Origin of the sequence: Pseudomonas sp. R3-56 (assembly GCF_051132075.1) — a bacterium.
Classification (GTDB): Bacteria; Pseudomonadota; Gammaproteobacteria; order Pseudomonadales; family Pseudomonadaceae; genus Aquipseudomonas.
Window position 1 is genome coordinate 4071472 of record NZ_CP071657.1, and the last position, 14876, is coordinate 4086347.

Genomic DNA, 14876 nt, shown 5'->3' on the forward strand with positions numbered 1-14876 from the left:
TTCTGACACACCCAGTCAGCCTGTTTTGGGGCCGCTGCGCAGCCCAACGGGGATAAATCCCCTCGCCACAAGGGTCATTTGCCAGATAAAAAGATGCCCGCTCATTGGCGGGCATCCGTTCAGCAAGAAAGCAGCTTATTTGGCAGTCAGCGCCGAGTAGCTGTTCATCAGGTTGCGGTAGTTGGGGATGCGCTGGGACAGCAGGTTGCCCAGGCCTTCGATGTCGTTGCGCCAGTCGCGGTGCAGCTCACAGGCCACCGAGAACCAGTTCATCATCTGCGCGCCGGCGGCGGTCATGCGCACCCAGGCGGCCTGTTGCACGGTTTCGTTGAACGTACCCGAGGCGTCGGTGACGACAAACACGTCGAAACCTTCAGCCAGGGCCGACAGGGTCGGGAACGCCACGCAGACATCGGTCACTACGCCGGCGATGATCAATTGCTTGCGGCCGGTGGCCTTGATCGCCTTGACGAAGTCTTCGTTGTCCCAGGCATTGATCTGGCCAGGGCGCGGAATATACGGCGCGTCCGGGAACATTTCCTTGAGCTCCGGCACGATCGGGCCATTGGGGCCCTGTTCGAAACTGGTGGTCAGGATGGTCGGCAGGCCAAAAAACTTGGCCAGGTCAGCCAGGGCCAGCACGTTGTTCTTGAACTCGTTGGGCGAGAAATCCTGGACCAGGGAAATCAGGCCAGTCTGGTGATCGACCAGCAGGACCACCGCGTCGTCTTTATTCAGGCGGTTGTAGGCGGGAACGTTGCTCATGGGATGACTCCTTTGGGATGGATGTTACAGCCCCCTGTGGGAGCGGGCTTGCTCGCGAAGGCGTCGTCACATCCGACAACCTTGCAAGCTGACACACCGCTTTCGCGAGCAAGCCCGCTCCCACAGGGAAATATGCTTGTCAGTTAAAAGGCAAAACACGAACAGCCAAACGCGCCCCAGAAACCCTGGAAGTCGCTGACCGGCACGTTCGACAGACGCGCCCGTTCATGGCTGTGGGAATGCACCTTGCACGGCCCACTGCACTGGTGGACTTGCGCCTGCAATGGCGAAGCCGGGCGCCAGTGGCCGGGAACCTTGACCACCGGCGACCAGTCCGGCAGTACCGGGACGCTGGCCGGGCCGAGTTTTTCGAAGTCGCCGGCGGCGTAGACGACCTTGCCGTCCACGACGGTCAGCACCGATTCGATCCACTTGATGGCTTCTTCCTCGACGCTGAAGAAATCCGCGCTCAGGGCTGCCAGGTCCGCCAGTTGGCCAACCTTGATCTGGCCCTTCTTGCCCTGCTCCGAGGAGAACCAGGCGCTGCCATGGGTGAACAGCTCCAACGCGGTCAGGCGCGGCAGGCCTTCTTCGTGCAGCGAGAGGCCGCCGACGGTGCGGCCGCTGACCATCCAGTACAGCGATGTCCACGGGTTGTAGCTGGAGACCCGGGTGGCGTCGGTGCCGGCGCCCACCGGTACGCCTTCGGCCAGCATGCGCTTGATCGGCGGCGTGGCTTCGGCGGCCTTGGCGCCGTAGCGGTCGACGAAATATTCGCCCTGGAAGGCCATGCGGTCCTGGATGGCGATGCCACCGCCCAGCGCGCGGACCCGCTCGATGTTTTTCGGCGTGATGGTCTCGGCGTGGTCGAAGAACCACGGCAGGCCGTTGAACGGAATGTCGCGGTTGACCTTCTCGAACACGTCGAGCATGCGGCTGATGGATTCGTCATAGGTGGCGTGCAGGCGGAACGGCCAGCGCTGCTCGACCAGATGACGCACCACCGGCTCCAGGTCCTGCTCCATGCCCGGCGGCAGGTCCGGACGCGGTTCGAGGAAGTCTTCGAAGTCCGCCGCCGAGAACACCAGCATTTCACCGGCACCGTTGTGCCGCAGGAAGTCGTCGCCCTGGTGCAGCTTGACGCTGCCGGTCCAGTTCTTGAAGTCGGTGAGTTCTTCCTTGGGCTTCTGGGTGAACAGGTTGTAGGCGATGCGCACCGTCAGCTGCTGCTCGCGAGCCAACTGCTCGATGACTTCGTAGTCGTCCGGGTAGTTCTGATAGCCGCCGCCGGCGTCGATCGCGCTGGTCAGGCCCAGGCGATTGAGCTCGCGCATGAACTGGCGGGTGGAGTTGACCTGGTATTCCAGCGGCAGCTTCGGCCCTTTCGCCAGCGTCGAGTAAAGGATCATCGCGTTGGGCCGCGCCACCAGCATGCCGGTCGGATTCCCGTTGGCATCGCGAACGATCTCGCCGCCCGGCGGGTTCGGCGTGTCGCGGGTGTAGCCGGCCACCCGCAGCGCGGCGCGGTTGAGCAAGGCGCGGTCGTACAGGTGCAGCACGAACACCGGGGTGTCGGGCGCGGCCTGGTTCAGTTCTTCCAGGGTCGGCAGGCGTTTTTCGGCGAACTGGAATTCGTTCCAGCCCCCCACCACCCGTACCCATTGCGGGGTCGGGGTGCGATCGGCCTGGTCCTTGAGCATGCGCAAGGCGTCGGCCAGGGACGGCACACCTTCCCAACGCAGCTCCAGGTTGTAGTTCAGGCCACCGCGGATCAGGTGCAGGTGCGAGTCGTTGAGGCCGGGAATGACGGTGCGGCCCTTGAGGTCGATGACCTGGGTGCCGCTGCCACGCAAGGCCATGGCCTCGGCATCGGTGCCCACGGCGACGAAACGGCCCTGGCTGATGGCAACCGCGCTGGCGCGAGGTTTTTCACGGTCGACGGTATGGAACTGGCCATTGAACAGAATCAGATCGGCGTTCATTGGATGTCCTTCTGGATGGGAAGATGAAAGAGACAGGCGTGGCCAGAAAGCCGCCGCGCTGAGCAGGGATCCGGCGGCCAGCAACTGGCGGCGCAGCGGATCGGTCGGGTCGTCTTTATTGGCCATCGCCGGGCTCCAGGTGTTGGTGGGCCTTGGACGCTTCCAGCCACGGAGCGAACAGACGCGTCGCCAGCGGCATGCACACGTACACCACCGAGAGCACGATGGTCACGGTGATCAGGAACGTGGCGACCACGTAATTGGACAGAAACGCGTTGAGTTGCAGCAGCGGGCCCCAGAGCAACGGCACCAGCAAGGTGTGCGGCAGGATGACCAGCAAGGTCACCACCGATTGCTTCCAGCGCGGTGGCGGCGTGGCGGCATCGGCCAGCGGGGCGAACCAGAATTCCTTGTGCGGGGCGACTTCTGTCTGGTCGCCGTCCGCCAGCAGCGGCGCGGCCTCTTCCACCAGTTCGCGGCGCTCGGGCGAGTCCAGCCAGCGCTGCATGGCCTCGGTGGAGCAGAACCGCAGCACGCAGGTGAACAGCGACAACCCGCCCTGCTTGCCCCGGACTACGTCCACGCCCAGATGCCCCGGCCATTGGCCGGCCACGCTGACGATGCGCCGCAACCAGGCTTCATAGGCGCCGTCCTGCCCGGCCTTGACCCGGTGCTTGACTACCAGGGTGACGATTTCATCGAAGCCGGGGATCGCCGGGATCGCGGTTGATTCAAGGGTTTGGGATTCAGGCATGACGCAGCACTCCAGCAAAACGCGCGTTGATCGCCAGGCCTCCCGGGCCAGCAATGAACACGCTGGTAAATATGATCAGCAGCAACCAACCGAACTGGCCTTCTTCCAGGCTCCATTGCGGGTGCACCACGAGCAGCGCAACGGCCAGCAGGAAAAGGATGGGCAAGCACGCCAGGCGCACCAGCACGCCGGCCATGATCAGCAGCGGGCAAAGCACCTCGGCGAAAATCGCCAGGATCAGCGTGGGCGCTGCGCCGAGGTGGAACGGGTCTTCGATGCGGGTCAGCTCGGCGCTGTAGCTCAGCAGCTTCGGCAAGCCATGGACCCACAGCAAAAACAACGCGCCGCTCAGGCGCAGGAACAGCAGGCCGAGGTCCTGCATGCGGCGTTCGTCAGTGGTGTTCATCGGTGAGCTCCGGCCGGGTCCGTCGAGGCGGCTGCCGGCAACGGTTGGGACATGTGGGTGGCGATGCGCGAGCGCAGCCAGCGCTCGGCGGGGTCGTTGTCGTGGACGCCGCTCCAGACCATCGACAACTCGGCGGCATTGATCTCGAACGGCGGGTCTTCGGCGCGCAAGGCGCAGCCTTCCACCAGCGCGCAGGCGGCGTAGTCCGGTACCGTGGCGATCAGCTCGGTGCCGGCCAGCAAGGCGCGCAGGCCGCTGAATTGCGGCACTGCCAAGACCACTTTGCGAGCCCGGCCGATGCGCGCCAGGTCCAGGTCGATGTTGCCGCTCAGGTCGCCCGAGAACGACACCATGGCGTGGGGTCGCGAGCAGTAGTCATCCAGGGTCAGCGGCCCCGGGCGCTTGTCGCCACGCAGGACCTTGCAGGGAATGTCCCGCAGTTTCTTGCGCTTGGCATTGGCCGGCAGATCGGTGGTGTAGCTGACGCCGACGCTGATTTCGCCGCTGGCGAGCAACGACGACATCAAAAGGAAATTGGCCCGGCGCACCACCACGATGATGCCCGGCGCTTCTTCGCGCAATTGACTGAGCAGCGGTGGAAACAGGCCGAATTCGGCATCATCGGACAGACCGATGCGGAACACGTCGCAACTGGTAGACGGGTCGAACGCCTTGGCCCGGCTGACCGCGCCGGAAATGGTGTCCATGGCCGGCTGCAATTCTTGCAGGATCGCCAGGGCCCGAGGCGTCGGTTCCATGCCCCGGCCGTGACGGATCAGCAGCGGATCATCGAACAGATCCCGCAGTCGCCCGAGCGCCGCGCTCACCGCCGGTTGGCCCATGAACAGCTTTTCGGCGACACGGGTCAGGTTCTTCTCGAACATCAGCGCCTCGAAGATCACCAGCAGGTTCATGTCGAGGCGGCGTAGATCGTTGCGGTTCATCGGTGTGAGGTCCTGTTTAAACTGCGGGAGCTGGCTTGCTCCCACAGGTTCATGGCTTGATCAACCCTGGATGAACGCCAGCAGGTCGGCATTCAGCCGGTCCTTGTGGGTGTCGGTCAGACCATGGGGCGCGCCCGGGTAGACCAGCAGCTGCGAGTTCTTGAGCAGCTTGGCGGCCGCGATGCCGGCGGTTTCGATCGGCACTACCTGGTCGTCATCGCCATGCACCACCAGGGTCGGCACATCGATGTTGCGCAGGTCTTCGGAAAGATCGGTCTCCGAGAAGGCCTTGATGCAGTCATAGGCGTTCTTGTGGCCGGAGAGCATGCCCTGCATCCAGAACCAGTCGATCATGCCCTGGGACACCTTGGCACCCGGACGGTTGGCGCCGAAAAACGCGCTGGCCACATCCTTGTATAGCTGAGAACGGTCGGCCAGGGAGGCCTGGCGGAAGCCGTCGAACACCTCGATGGGCAGGCCGCCGGGGTTGGCCGCGGTCCTGAGCATCAGCGGGGTGACCGCCGAGATCAGGCCGAGCTTGGCGACGCGGGCGGCACCGTGCCGACCGATGTAGCGCGCCACTTCGCCACCGCCGGTGGAGAAACCGAGCAACACCGCGTCCTTGAGGTCCAGGCGCTCGATCAGCTCGGCCAGGTCATCGGCGTAGGTGTCCATATCATTGCCGTCCCAGGGCTGGCTGGAACGCCCGTGACCACGACGGTCGTGGGCAATCACCCGATAGCCGTTGGACGCCAGGAACATCATCTGCGCCTCCCAACTGTCCGAATTCAACGGCCAGCCGTGGCTGAAGACCACCGGTTGACCACTGCCCCAATCCTTGTAGTAGATCTCGGTGCCGTCGCGGGTGATGAAGGTGCTCATGGCGTGATTCCTTGAGGTCGGTGGATCAATCAATGGTCCGGCCAGGAGAGGCATGTGCGTGAGTTAAACGTTGTTAATTTTTTTGGGACTGAGGTGTTAACAAGCTACAGGAGAGCACTTTTGTGGCGAGGGAGCTTGCTCCCGCTGGGCTGCGCAGCAGCCCCGGAATTGTCACTTCGGTGTGCCAGATTGGTTGGGGTGGTGCTTTTGGGGCCGCTTCGCGGCCCAGCGGGAGCAAGCTCCCTCGCCACGGGGGCTTGGTTGGAACAACACGTCCCACCGTTGCGCTTGGCGCAAAACCTGAGGAATATGCTCGGGTACAGCGCAAACAGAACCTTGAGCAGACCATGAGCCAATACCTCAGCCTGCCCGTCGAACAGACGGTGCATTTCGGCCCCTACCGGGTCCATCCGCGCCAGCGCCTGGTGCTGGAGGGCGGGCAACCGTTGCGCCTGGGGCGGCGAGCGGTGGAGATCCTGCTGGTGCTGCTCGAACACGCCGGCCAAGTGGTGAGCAAGCAGCAACTGATCGCCCGGGTCTGGCCGAAAAGCGTGGTGGAGGACACCAACCTGCGGGTTCACGTGGCGGCGTTGCGCAAGGCCCTGGGCGACGGCCAGGCCGGTCAGCGTTATATCGTCACGGTGGCGCAGCGCGGCTACAGTTTTGTCGCGCCGGTGACGTTCGAAGCGCCCGAGGAACTGGCGCGCATCCCCCACCCCTCCCTGGCGCGCAACCTGCCGCCGCGCCGTACCCGCATGATCGGCCGCCAGGGCCTGGTGGAGAGCCTGGTGGCGCAGCTCCCGCGCAAACGTTTCATCAGCCTGGTCGGCAGCGGCGGCATCGGCAAGACCACCGTCGCCTTGCGGGTTGCCGAACGGCTGCTTGGCCAGTACCGCGACGGCACCTGCCTGCTGGACCTGGCCTCGCTCAACGACGCGGCCATGATCGCCCCCAACCTCTGTGCGCTGCTGGAGCTGACGCTGCATGACGGCGAACCGCTTGACGCGATCGTCCGGCAACTCAAGAACCGCCATCTGCTGCTGGTCATCGACACCTGTGAACACCTGATCGATGCCGTTGCTCTGCTCTGCGAAACCTTGCTGCGCGGCGCGCCTCACCTGCACATCCTGGCCACCAGCCGCGAAGGCCTGCGCGCCGAAGGCGAACACGTGCAGCGCCTCGATTCGCTGGCGTTTCCGCCAAGGGGCATGGTCATCGAAGGTTATCCGGCCCTGGAATTCCCGGCGCTGCAACTGTTCGCCGAACGGGCGATGGCCAGCCAGGACGACTTTGAGCTGACGGACCACGAGGTTCCGCTGATCGTCGATATCTGCCAGCGGCTCGACGGAATACCCCTGGCGATCGAACTGGCCGCCGCCCAGGTCGGGCGCTTTGGGCTGGAGGCGCTATGCCGGCAACTGCAGGACAGCGTCGCCCTGCTCGACCATGACAGGCACGCCAGCGCACCGCGCCAGCAGACCCTGCGCGCCACGGTGGACTGGAGCTTCGCGCTGCTCACGCCGTGCGAACAGACCTGCCTGCGGCGCCTTGCGGTGTTCATGGGCAGTTTCAACCTGGCGTCGGCCGCGGCAGTCATCGTCGGCCAGCATGTCGCGCCCGAGCAGGTGCTGGTCTCGATCAGCCAGTTGGTGGCGAAATCGTTGCTCAATGTCGAAATCGGCGACGATGAGGTCCGTTATCGGCTGCTGGATACCACACGCAGCTACGCCTTGGAAAAACTGCTGGAGGCCGGGGAACTGGCCGCCACCCGGGAGCGCCACGCCGAGCGCTGCCTGACGCTCATGGAACAGGCTGAAAAGGATTGGGAAAACACTTCTACGCGTGTGTGGATCGCACGGTACGCGGCCTATCGGGACGACATCCGCGCGGCGCTCGACCGCGGGCTGGGCCCGCAGGGTTCGCACGCCGTGGCGATCCGCCTGGCCGCGCGCACCCTGCCGCTCTGGCAAGAGCTGTCGCTGCTCAAGGAGCACGGGCTGTATGTCAGCAAGGCGCGGGCGCTGCTACGGGCCAGCCCCTCGCCGTGCCCGAGATTGACCCTCGCCCTGGAACTGGCCCACGGCAGTTTCAACTACCACACCGAGGGCGGTACGCCGGCCACTGTCGAGGCGTTCGTCACGGCCCGCCACCTGGCCCGGCAGTGCCAGGACCGGGCGGGCGAATTGCGCGCATTGTCGGGCCTCATGACGGTCAATCTCAGCGCCGGCCGCTATCAGCAGGCGCTGGAGCAAAGCCTGGATTTTGATCGCCTGGGCCTGCCGGGCGACCCGGTCCTGTCCTTGAGTACCCAGCGCCTGCGGGTGCTGGCGCTGCATTTCACCGGCGACCAGGACGGCGCGCGACGCGACGCCGAGCAGGTCATCCAGCGCCTCGCCCAGAATGGTCACCTGAGCCGCTTCAGCCACGGTTTCGGCGTGCAATACGAGCAGAGCGTGGCCGCGCTGACAATCCTGTCGCGCATCCTCTGGCTGCAAGGGTTCGCCGAAAAAGCCCGGCGCACGGCCAACCTCGCGCTACAGATTGCCCTGCAGATCAACCACGGCCTTTCGATCTGCTACACCCTGGCGATCGCCGGTTGCGTGATCGCCCATTACACCGGCGATCAGCCGACCGCCCGGGAACGGCTGGACATGTTGAAGCAGCAGGCCAAACGCCATTCGGTCATGCTGTTCCATGATTGGGCTGGCCATTACGAGCGCGCCTTCGACGGCGCCAGTCCGCAGTCGCACTGGAGCGCTTGCGGCCTGATCCAGGATACCGTCGTCACTCTGCGCGGCGATGCCGTCAGCCCGGAGCAGATCGAGCGCGCTCATAGCGGCGCGGCAGGCTGGTGCTCGGCGGAAATCCTGCGCGTCGCTGCCGAAGCGTTGCTGGCCGAGGGAAAGGCGGGCGCAGAAAGCCGTGCCGAAGAGTACTTGCACGCCGCGCTGGCGCTAGCCCGGAACCAAGGCGCGCTGGCCTGGCAATTACGCAGTGCCATGTCGCTGGCCCGGCTGTGGCAACGGCGCGGCCAGGATGCGGCAGCGCAGGATGTGCTCGCTTCGGTCTATCGGCGCTTCAGCGAAGGGTTCGACACACCCGACCTAAAGGAAGCCGGCGCGCTGCTCCAGACGCTGACTCGCCAGCTCGGGTCTTGAACGTCGCGCCAGCCAGGCCTCCTGCAACACGTAGCGCCGATGGAGCGACTGCCACTGGCCTGCGCGACGCAACTTTTCCAAGGCATAGGCACGCGTGGTATTGAGCAGGTGGTAGCGATTGCCTTCGGCACCTTGTTCAACCATCACCAGCGACTGCTTGACCAGCCGCGACAGCAGCCAGGGCAATCGCCCCACCCCGACGTCGGTGCAACTGACCACAGCCAGCGCAGCCTTCAACGTGAACGGTTCCTCGAACACCGCCAGCCGCTGGAACACCGTCCGTTCGTCGCTGCCCAAGCGCTCGAAACTCCAATCCAACGCCGCATCAAGGCTGCGGTGGCGCGCCACGGCTGTACGGCGGCCGTGGCTCAACAGTGACAGACCGTAGTCCAACTGTTCCAGGACCCCCGCCACGCCCAGCGCATCAACCTGGGCCGCCGCCAGCTCCAGCGCCAACGGCAACCCGTCCAGGCGCTGGCAGATTTGTGCGAGAGGCGCGAGGTCGCGTTCACCCGGCTTGAAGCCCTGCTGTCGGGCACCGACCCGATCGACCAGCAAGCGCACCGCCGGACTCGCCAATATCAGGTGGCCGGGGTCGCTGGCCGTCGCCACGGCCAGACCGGCCAATTGCACGACATGTTCATCTGCAAGCTCCAAGGCTTCGCGACTGCTCAACAACAGCGATACGCCAGGGGCCGCGGAGCGCAGCGTCAAGGCCAGCTCCCGGCAGGCATCGAGCAGGTGTTCGGCGCCATCGAGCACCAGCAACATCCGGCACGATTGCAGGCACTGTTCCAGCGAGCCGCCCGTCAGGCCAAGGGTTTGCATGATCCGCGGGCAGACCTCGGCCGGGTCGCTGATCGCCGCCAGGTCAATAAACCAGGCGCCGTCGGCAAAATGCTCAAGCAACAGTTCCGCCGCCCGCGACACCACCGTGGTCTTGCCGATACCGCCCGGGCCGACGACGGTGGTCAGGGGCTGGCGAGGAACCTCGACCAACAGCCGTCCCAGCAGCTTGTCGCGACCGATCACCGGGCTCAGGCGCGCGGGCAGATTGTGCCGCTCGGAGCGCCTGGCGCCGGACGATTCAGCACTCGGCTGTGGGGTCAGGGGCACGGCGAAGCAGTAGCCCTGGCGCGGATGATTGAGAATGTAGCGATTGCCATCCTGTCCGGCACCGAACGCCCGCCGCAAGGCGGCGATGTGCACCCGCAGGTTGATGTCTTCCACCACGCTGTCGGGCCAGACCTGCGCGATCAGGGTTTGCTTGCTGACGAAGGCGCCCGCATGGGCAACCAGCAAGTGCAGGATGTCCAGGGCGCGACCGCCCAAGGCCAGGGGCTTGCCATCGCGGGTAACCAGCCGCTGCTGGCGGTGAAAGACAAACGGACCGAAGCGCACCGTGGTTTCGGTGCTCGCCGCTGGTGCGGCGCAAGGTTTGGTGAAGCTGTTCATGAGCGATCCAGCGACAGAAAACCGGTCCGGGCGTGGCGCTGCGGATTACCGCACACACCTGCCCTGGCTCCTGCGCATCCTTTGCAGAGGGTTCGCCGTTATCTTGGCAGCCACAGGGCAGAGAACAATGCTGGCACAGGACGCATCACGGACATCACGGTGCCCTGGACGGACACCGAAGGCTCAACTGAACTGCTGCCGGTACTGGACCGGTGTCAGGCCGAGTTTTTCGCTGAACAACTGGCGCATGTGCCGGACGCTGCCAAAGCCACTGCGAAACGCCACGGTCTTGAGGGGCAAGTCGGTGGACTCGAGCAACTGCCGCGCCCGATCGATGCGCGCACCTTGCAGGAACTCCATCGGCGTCATTTTGACTTCGCGCTGGAAAACCCGGGCGAAATGCCTTGAGCTCATGGCGGCCAGATCGGCCATGCGCTCGATGGAAAACGGCTCCTCCAGGTGTTCCATCACGTAATGCTGCACCCGGGTAACCGCCGATTCCTGTGCCGCCACCGCCGCTACCAGCGGGCTGAACTGCGCTTGCCCACCCTGGCGCTGCATGACCACCAGCAACACCTTGGCCACATCCAGCGCGACTTTGCGGCCATGGTCCTGGGCGACGATGGACAGGGCCATGTCGATACCGGCCGTGACACCGCCGGAGGTGATCAACCGTCGGTCATGCAAGATGATCTTGTCGGTCTCGACCAACGCCTTGGGGAACCGCTGGATCAGGCGTTCGGTGTAATGCCAATGGGTGGTGACCCGATAGCCGTCGAGCAAGCCCGCCTCTCCCAGGATGAAGGCTCCCGTGCAGATCGACCCGTAGCGCGTGGCCCGCTGCGCGGACGCCCGCAACCAGGTGTGCAAGCCCGGATGCCGATCGTTATAGGCACCAGGCCCGCCCGGTACCAGCAGTACGTCGTAGGCCGCCCAAGCCTGGTCGATATGGATGTCGGCTTGGACAGTCACCCCGTTGGAGGCTCGCAACGCCCCGCGCTCGGTGCCCAGGGTCAGCAACTGATAGTGCTGGTCCGGCGCGAGAAAACGATTGGCGATGGAAAACACTTCGAGCGGCCCGGCCATGTCGAGCAGCAGGAAATCGGGGAACAGCACCATTGCAACGGTTTTCATGGGGAGGACGCCAAGACAAGGGGAACATGCTACCGGTTGGCGACCGACGACCCTGTGGGAGCGAGCTTGCTCGCGATAGCGTACGTCCAGCCGGCATCTATGTAACTGAGGCACCGCTATCGCGAGCAAGCTCGCTCCCACAGGGACCAGCGGTCACCGGCTGGTATTATGACGAAGCGCAGCGCTCCCGGCGAGATTGTCCACTCAGAACGGACAGTATTTCCACATTCAGCCGCTTATTGAATGCGCCGATAACCATTAACCTTCTTCTGTACCCGGCGAACGGCCAAGGCCACCGCCCACTGAACCAGGAGAATCATCATGCTGACCCTTCGCAAAGCTTCTGATCGCGGCATCGCTCGTCACGGCTGGCTGACGTCGTTCCATACCTTTTCCTTCGCCAACTACCGCGACCTCAACCAACAGGGTTTTTCCGACCTGCTGGTGATCAACGACGATCGGGTCGCCGCCGCCAAAGGTTTCGGCCAGCACCCACACCGGGACATGGAGATTTTCTCCTACGTGCTCGAAGGCGCGCTGGAACACAAGGACACCCTGGGCACGGGCTCGGTGATTCGTCCGGGTGATGTGCAGTTGATGAGCGCCGGCAGCGGCGTGGCCCACAGCGAGTTCAATCACAGCGCGGACGAGCCGGTGCACTTCCTGCAGATCTGGATCGTGCCCAATGTCGTGGGCGCTACGCCGCGCTACCAGCAGGAGCACTTCAGCACCGAACAGAAACGCGGTCGCCTGCAACTGATCATCTCCCCGGACGGCGCCGAGGGGTCGTTGCACGTACGCCAGGACGCACGGGTGTATGCCGGGCTGTTCGATGGTCAGGAAAGCGCCACGCTGACCTTGGCCGCTGATCGTTATGCCTATGTGCATGTGGCCCGGGGCAGCGTCGAGCTCAACGGCGTGGCGTTGCAGGAAGGCGACGGCGTGCGGGTACGCAACGAACAGGTACTGACGCTGGACAACGGCCAGGATGCCGAGGTGCTGGTGTTTGACCTGCGGCCGCAGGAACTGCCGCAAATGCCATAACATCGGCAGCTGTGAGATTAATTTGTGGGAGCGAGCTTGCTCGCGATCGCGGTGGGTCGAGCAACATTAATGTTGGATTGACCACCGCCATCGCGAGCAAGCTCGCTCCCACAGTTGTTTTATGTCGTACTCAGATGTGGGGCCGCTGAAGATCTACTCGTTCTCCTTGGAAAACGCCGCGACAATCTCATCGATCACCGCCCGCACCCGCGCCGTGTGGCGCAGATCCGCGTGAGTCACCAGCCACACCTCATATGGCAGCGGTCGCGTGCGCTGCGGCCAGAGCCGCACCAGCCCGTCGCGCTCGCCCATGTACACCGGAATTTCTCCCACCCCGATCCCCGCCCCGATCGACCTGCGTACCAGCAGGCTTGAGCTCAGGCTGGCGACAATCCGTCCTCGGCCGACCGGTTCGGCCACCAGGGTGAAATCCTTTTGGCCCTGCCAGTACGGTTGATAGACCACCAGGTCATGCCCTTCGAAAGCACTGCCCGGCGCAGGCTCCCCATGAGCGTCGACGTAATCCTGGGAGGCGAACAGCCCCACCGGCCAGCGCGCAATCCGCCGGGCGATGAGATCAGGATTGTCGGGCCGGGTATTGCGCACGGCAATGTCCGCTTCACGCTTGACCAGGCTGATGATCTGCGTGGAGGCATCCAGTTGCACGCGGACGTCGGGATGCCGCGCATGCAGGCGAGCGATGGCCGGGATGAGGAAATCGATCGCCAACGAATCGGTGGTGGCGACGCGTACGTTGCCGATCAACCGATCGTCCAGGCCCTGGATGCGACGCTCAAGCTCCAGGGCCGACTGCTCCATTTTTTCCACGGCCTTGAGCGCCGCTTCGCCTACCGCCGTCAGCGCATAACCGTCGGAGGTGCGCAGGAACAACGCGGCGCTCAAGGATTTTTCCAACGCGACGATCCGCCGCCCCACGGTCGCCTGATCCACGCCCAGTATCCGGGCCGCTCCACGCAGGGTCGACTCCCGACATACCGCGAGAAACACCCGCGCGTCATCCCAATTCATTCGCCCTCTCCCGCTTCAAAACTGCATCACCGTGTCGCGAAATCGCTGCATAAACGCTCCAACGATAGCCGATATGCTGGACGCCATAAACCTTTCCAGAGGATCGTTCCCATGCACACCCAATCCACGGCGCTGGACTCATCCCCGACGGGCATCTGGTTGCCGATATTCGCCGGCCTCTGCGCCAGCCTCGTCAGCATCGGCCTCGCACGCTTCGCCTACACGCCGTTGATTCCGTCGCTGATCGAGGCGCATTGGTTCAGCGCCAACGACGTGGTTTACCTGGGAGCGGCGAACCTGGTGGGCTACCTGATCGGCGCCCTGCTCGGCCGGCCCATGGCTCGGCGCCTCGGCAACAAGCAGGCGCTGCGCCTGATGATGCTGGCCGTGACGGCGGCATTTTTTGCCTGCGCCTTCCCGGTGTCGGTGATCTGGTATTTCGCTTGGCGGCTGCTGTCGGGCATCGCCGGCGGCGCGATTATGGTGCTGGTGGCGGCGACCGTACTGCCACATGTGCCCGCCGCGCGCAGAGGCTTGGCCAGTGGTGCGATTTTCCTTGGCATCGGGCTGGGTATCGCCGGCTCCGGAACGATTGTGCCGCCGCTGTTGAGCCACGGTCTGCAGGCGACCTGGCTGGGGCTCGGCGTGTTGTCGCTGGTGCTGACCGGGCTGAGCTGGTTCGGTTGGCCGGAAGATTCTGCCCAGGCGACAAGCGTCGCGAAACACGCCACACCGGCCGAACCCACACCCCGCGCCGTGTATCAGCTGTTTGTCCAATACGCCTTCATGGCGGCAGGGTTGGTCCCGGCAATGGTGTTCCTGGTGGACTACGTAGCGCGCGGCCTCAAGGCGGGCGCCCATGTCGGTGCGCTGGTCTGGGTGATGTACGGCCTCGGCGCGATTATCGGCCCGGTGACCTACGGCCTTCTCGCCGACCATCTGGGCGCGCGCAAAAGCATACGACTGGTGCTGGCCGTCCAGGCCGTTGCCCTTGGCCTGCTGGCGATTACACAGAGCTTCCTGGCGCTGGCGGTACTGGCCGTGCTGATCGGCTCGTTCCCCCCGGGCATCGTGCCATTGGCCCTGGCCCGGGTGCACGAACTGGTGCCGGACCATCATCGCCAGCAAGTCGCCTGGAGCCGCGCCACCGTTTCGTTCGCAACCTTTCAGGCGCTCGCCGGGTTCGGCTATTCGGCGCTGTTCAATGCCAGTGGCGGACAGCATGCGGTGCTGTTCCTGGTTTCTGCTGGGGCGATCGTGGTGGCGCTGCTGCTCGATTTCACGCCCAAGCTGTTCGCAAGGCCTGCAAACGCGGGCAACTAA

At 64.5% G+C, this 14876-nt stretch carries 12 protein-coding genes; 3 read left to right on the forward strand and 9 right to left on the reverse strand.

All coding sequences use genetic code 11. The features are described 5' to 3' along the window. Positions 1 to 135: 135 nt before the first annotated feature. The 6 genes from ycaC to J3P96_RS18425 all read right to left on the reverse strand — a co-directional run bounded on the left by ycaC (position 136) and on the right by J3P96_RS18425 (position 5733). Entirely contained in the window at positions 136 to 765 is a 630-nt protein-coding gene (ycaC, locus tag J3P96_RS18400; protein ID WP_030141308.1) for an isochorismate family cysteine hydrolase YcaC, read from the reverse strand. Positions 766 to 908: 143 nt separating this feature from the next. Then, positions 909 to 2747 (reverse strand): amidohydrolase, encoded by a 1839-nt coding sequence (locus J3P96_RS18405; RefSeq protein WP_434605052.1) that lies wholly within the window; start codon positions 2745 to 2747, stop codon positions 909 to 911. Positions 2748 to 2862: 115 nt separating this feature from the next. Beyond that, positions 2863 to 3501 carry an antibiotic biosynthesis monooxygenase gene (locus J3P96_RS18410; RefSeq protein WP_434603694.1) on the reverse strand — a complete coding sequence of 213 codons (639 nt, stop codon included), beginning with the start codon at positions 3499 to 3501 and terminating at the stop codon, positions 2863 to 2865. Beyond that, on the reverse strand, positions 3494 to 3907 hold the full coding sequence (locus J3P96_RS18415; protein ID WP_434652811.1) for a DoxX family protein: 414 nt from the start codon (positions 3905 to 3907) through the stop codon (positions 3494 to 3496). Before J3P96_RS18415 ends, J3P96_RS18410 begins: the two co-directional genes overlap by 8 nt. After that, positions 3904 to 4851, reverse strand: a complete 948-nt coding sequence (locus J3P96_RS18420) for a LysR family transcriptional regulator (protein WP_305495573.1) — start codon at positions 4849 to 4851, stop codon at positions 3904 to 3906. The genes J3P96_RS18415 and J3P96_RS18420 overlap by 4 nt, the downstream gene beginning before the upstream one ends. A gap of 60 nt (positions 4852 to 4911) precedes the next feature. Further along, on the reverse strand, positions 4912 to 5733 hold the full coding sequence (locus tag J3P96_RS18425; protein ID WP_434624721.1) for an alpha/beta fold hydrolase: 822 nt from the start codon (positions 5731 to 5733) through the stop codon (positions 4912 to 4914). 347 nt (positions 5734 to 6080) lie between these two features. Here J3P96_RS18425 and J3P96_RS18430 point away from each other — a divergent pair, with 347 nt between their 5' ends. Next, a complete protein-coding gene (locus J3P96_RS18430) occupies positions 6081 to 8891 on the forward strand; it encodes an ATP-binding protein (protein WP_434652813.1) in 2811 nt (936 codons plus the stop codon). Here J3P96_RS18430 and J3P96_RS18435 read toward each other — a convergent pair. Both J3P96_RS18435 and J3P96_RS18440 read right to left on the reverse strand, forming a co-directional pair. Beyond that, complete coding sequence (locus J3P96_RS18435; protein ID WP_434652815.1) at positions 8838 to 10346, reverse strand: ATP-binding protein; 1509 nt, start codon at positions 10344 to 10346, stop codon at positions 8838 to 8840. The two genes, J3P96_RS18430 and J3P96_RS18435, sit on opposite strands and share 54 nt — an antisense overlap. 183 nt (positions 10347 to 10529) lie before the next feature. Continuing rightward, positions 10530 to 11480 (reverse strand): GlxA family transcriptional regulator, encoded by a 951-nt coding sequence (locus tag J3P96_RS18440; RefSeq protein ID WP_434652817.1) that lies wholly within the window; start codon positions 11478 to 11480, stop codon positions 10530 to 10532. Between the two features lie 321 nt (positions 11481 to 11801). Between J3P96_RS18440 and J3P96_RS18445 the strand changes: the two genes are divergently transcribed. After that, the gene (locus tag J3P96_RS18445; protein WP_434652819.1) at positions 11802 to 12524 is read left to right on the forward strand and encodes a pirin family protein; all 723 of its coding nucleotides are present in this window, start codon (positions 11802 to 11804) and stop codon (positions 12522 to 12524) included. A gap of 153 nt (positions 12525 to 12677) precedes the next feature. On the opposite strand, the gene J3P96_RS18450 is transcribed toward J3P96_RS18445, so the two are convergent. Then, positions 12678 to 13553, reverse strand: a complete 876-nt coding sequence (locus J3P96_RS18450) for a LysR family transcriptional regulator (protein ID WP_434652821.1) — start codon at positions 13551 to 13553, stop codon at positions 12678 to 12680. Between the two features lie 111 nt (positions 13554 to 13664). Here J3P96_RS18450 and J3P96_RS18455 point away from each other — a divergent pair, with 111 nt between their 5' ends. Next, on the forward strand, positions 13665 to 14876 hold the full coding sequence (locus J3P96_RS18455) for a YbfB/YjiJ family MFS transporter (RefSeq protein ID WP_434652823.1): 1212 nt from the start codon (positions 13665 to 13667) through the stop codon (positions 14874 to 14876).

What these genes read in the sequence shown, in the direction of transcription:
- ycaC (WP_030141308.1), bottom strand. Translation starts at nt 765, where the DNA reads ATGAGCAACGTTCCCGCCTACAACCGCCTGAATAAAGACGACGCGGTG.
- J3P96_RS18405 (WP_434605052.1), bottom strand. Translation starts at nt 2,747, where the DNA reads ATGAACGCCGATCTGATTCTGTTCAATGGCCAGTTCCATACCGTCGAC.
- J3P96_RS18410 (WP_434603694.1), bottom strand. Translation starts at nt 3,501, where the DNA reads ATGCCTGAATCCCAAACCCTTGAATCAACCGCGATCCCGGCGATCCCC.
- J3P96_RS18415 (WP_434652811.1), bottom strand. Translation starts at nt 3,907, where the DNA reads ATGAACACCACTGACGAACGCCGCATGCAGGACCTCGGCCTGCTGTTC.
- J3P96_RS18420 (WP_305495573.1), bottom strand. Translation starts at nt 4,851, where the DNA reads ATGAACCGCAACGATCTACGCCGCCTCGACATGAACCTGCTGGTGATC.
- J3P96_RS18425 (WP_434624721.1), bottom strand. Translation starts at nt 5,733, where the DNA reads ATGAGCACCTTCATCACCCGCGACGGCACCGAGATCTACTACAAGGAT.
- J3P96_RS18430 (WP_434652813.1), top strand. Translation starts at nt 6,081, where the DNA reads ATGAGCCAATACCTCAGCCTGCCCGTCGAACAGACGGTGCATTTCGGC.
- J3P96_RS18435 (WP_434652815.1), bottom strand. Translation starts at nt 10,346, where the DNA reads ATGAACAGCTTCACCAAACCTTGCGCCGCACCAGCGGCGAGCACCGAA.
- J3P96_RS18440 (WP_434652817.1), bottom strand. Translation starts at nt 11,480, where the DNA reads ATGAAAACCGTTGCAATGGTGCTGTTCCCCGATTTCCTGCTGCTCGAC.
- J3P96_RS18445 (WP_434652819.1), top strand. Translation starts at nt 11,802, where the DNA reads ATGCTGACCCTTCGCAAAGCTTCTGATCGCGGCATCGCTCGTCACGGC.
- J3P96_RS18450 (WP_434652821.1), bottom strand. Translation starts at nt 13,553, where the DNA reads ATGAATTGGGATGACGCGCGGGTGTTTCTCGCGGTATGTCGGGAGTCG.
- J3P96_RS18455 (WP_434652823.1), top strand. Translation starts at nt 13,665, where the DNA reads ATGCACACCCAATCCACGGCGCTGGACTCATCCCCGACGGGCATCTGG.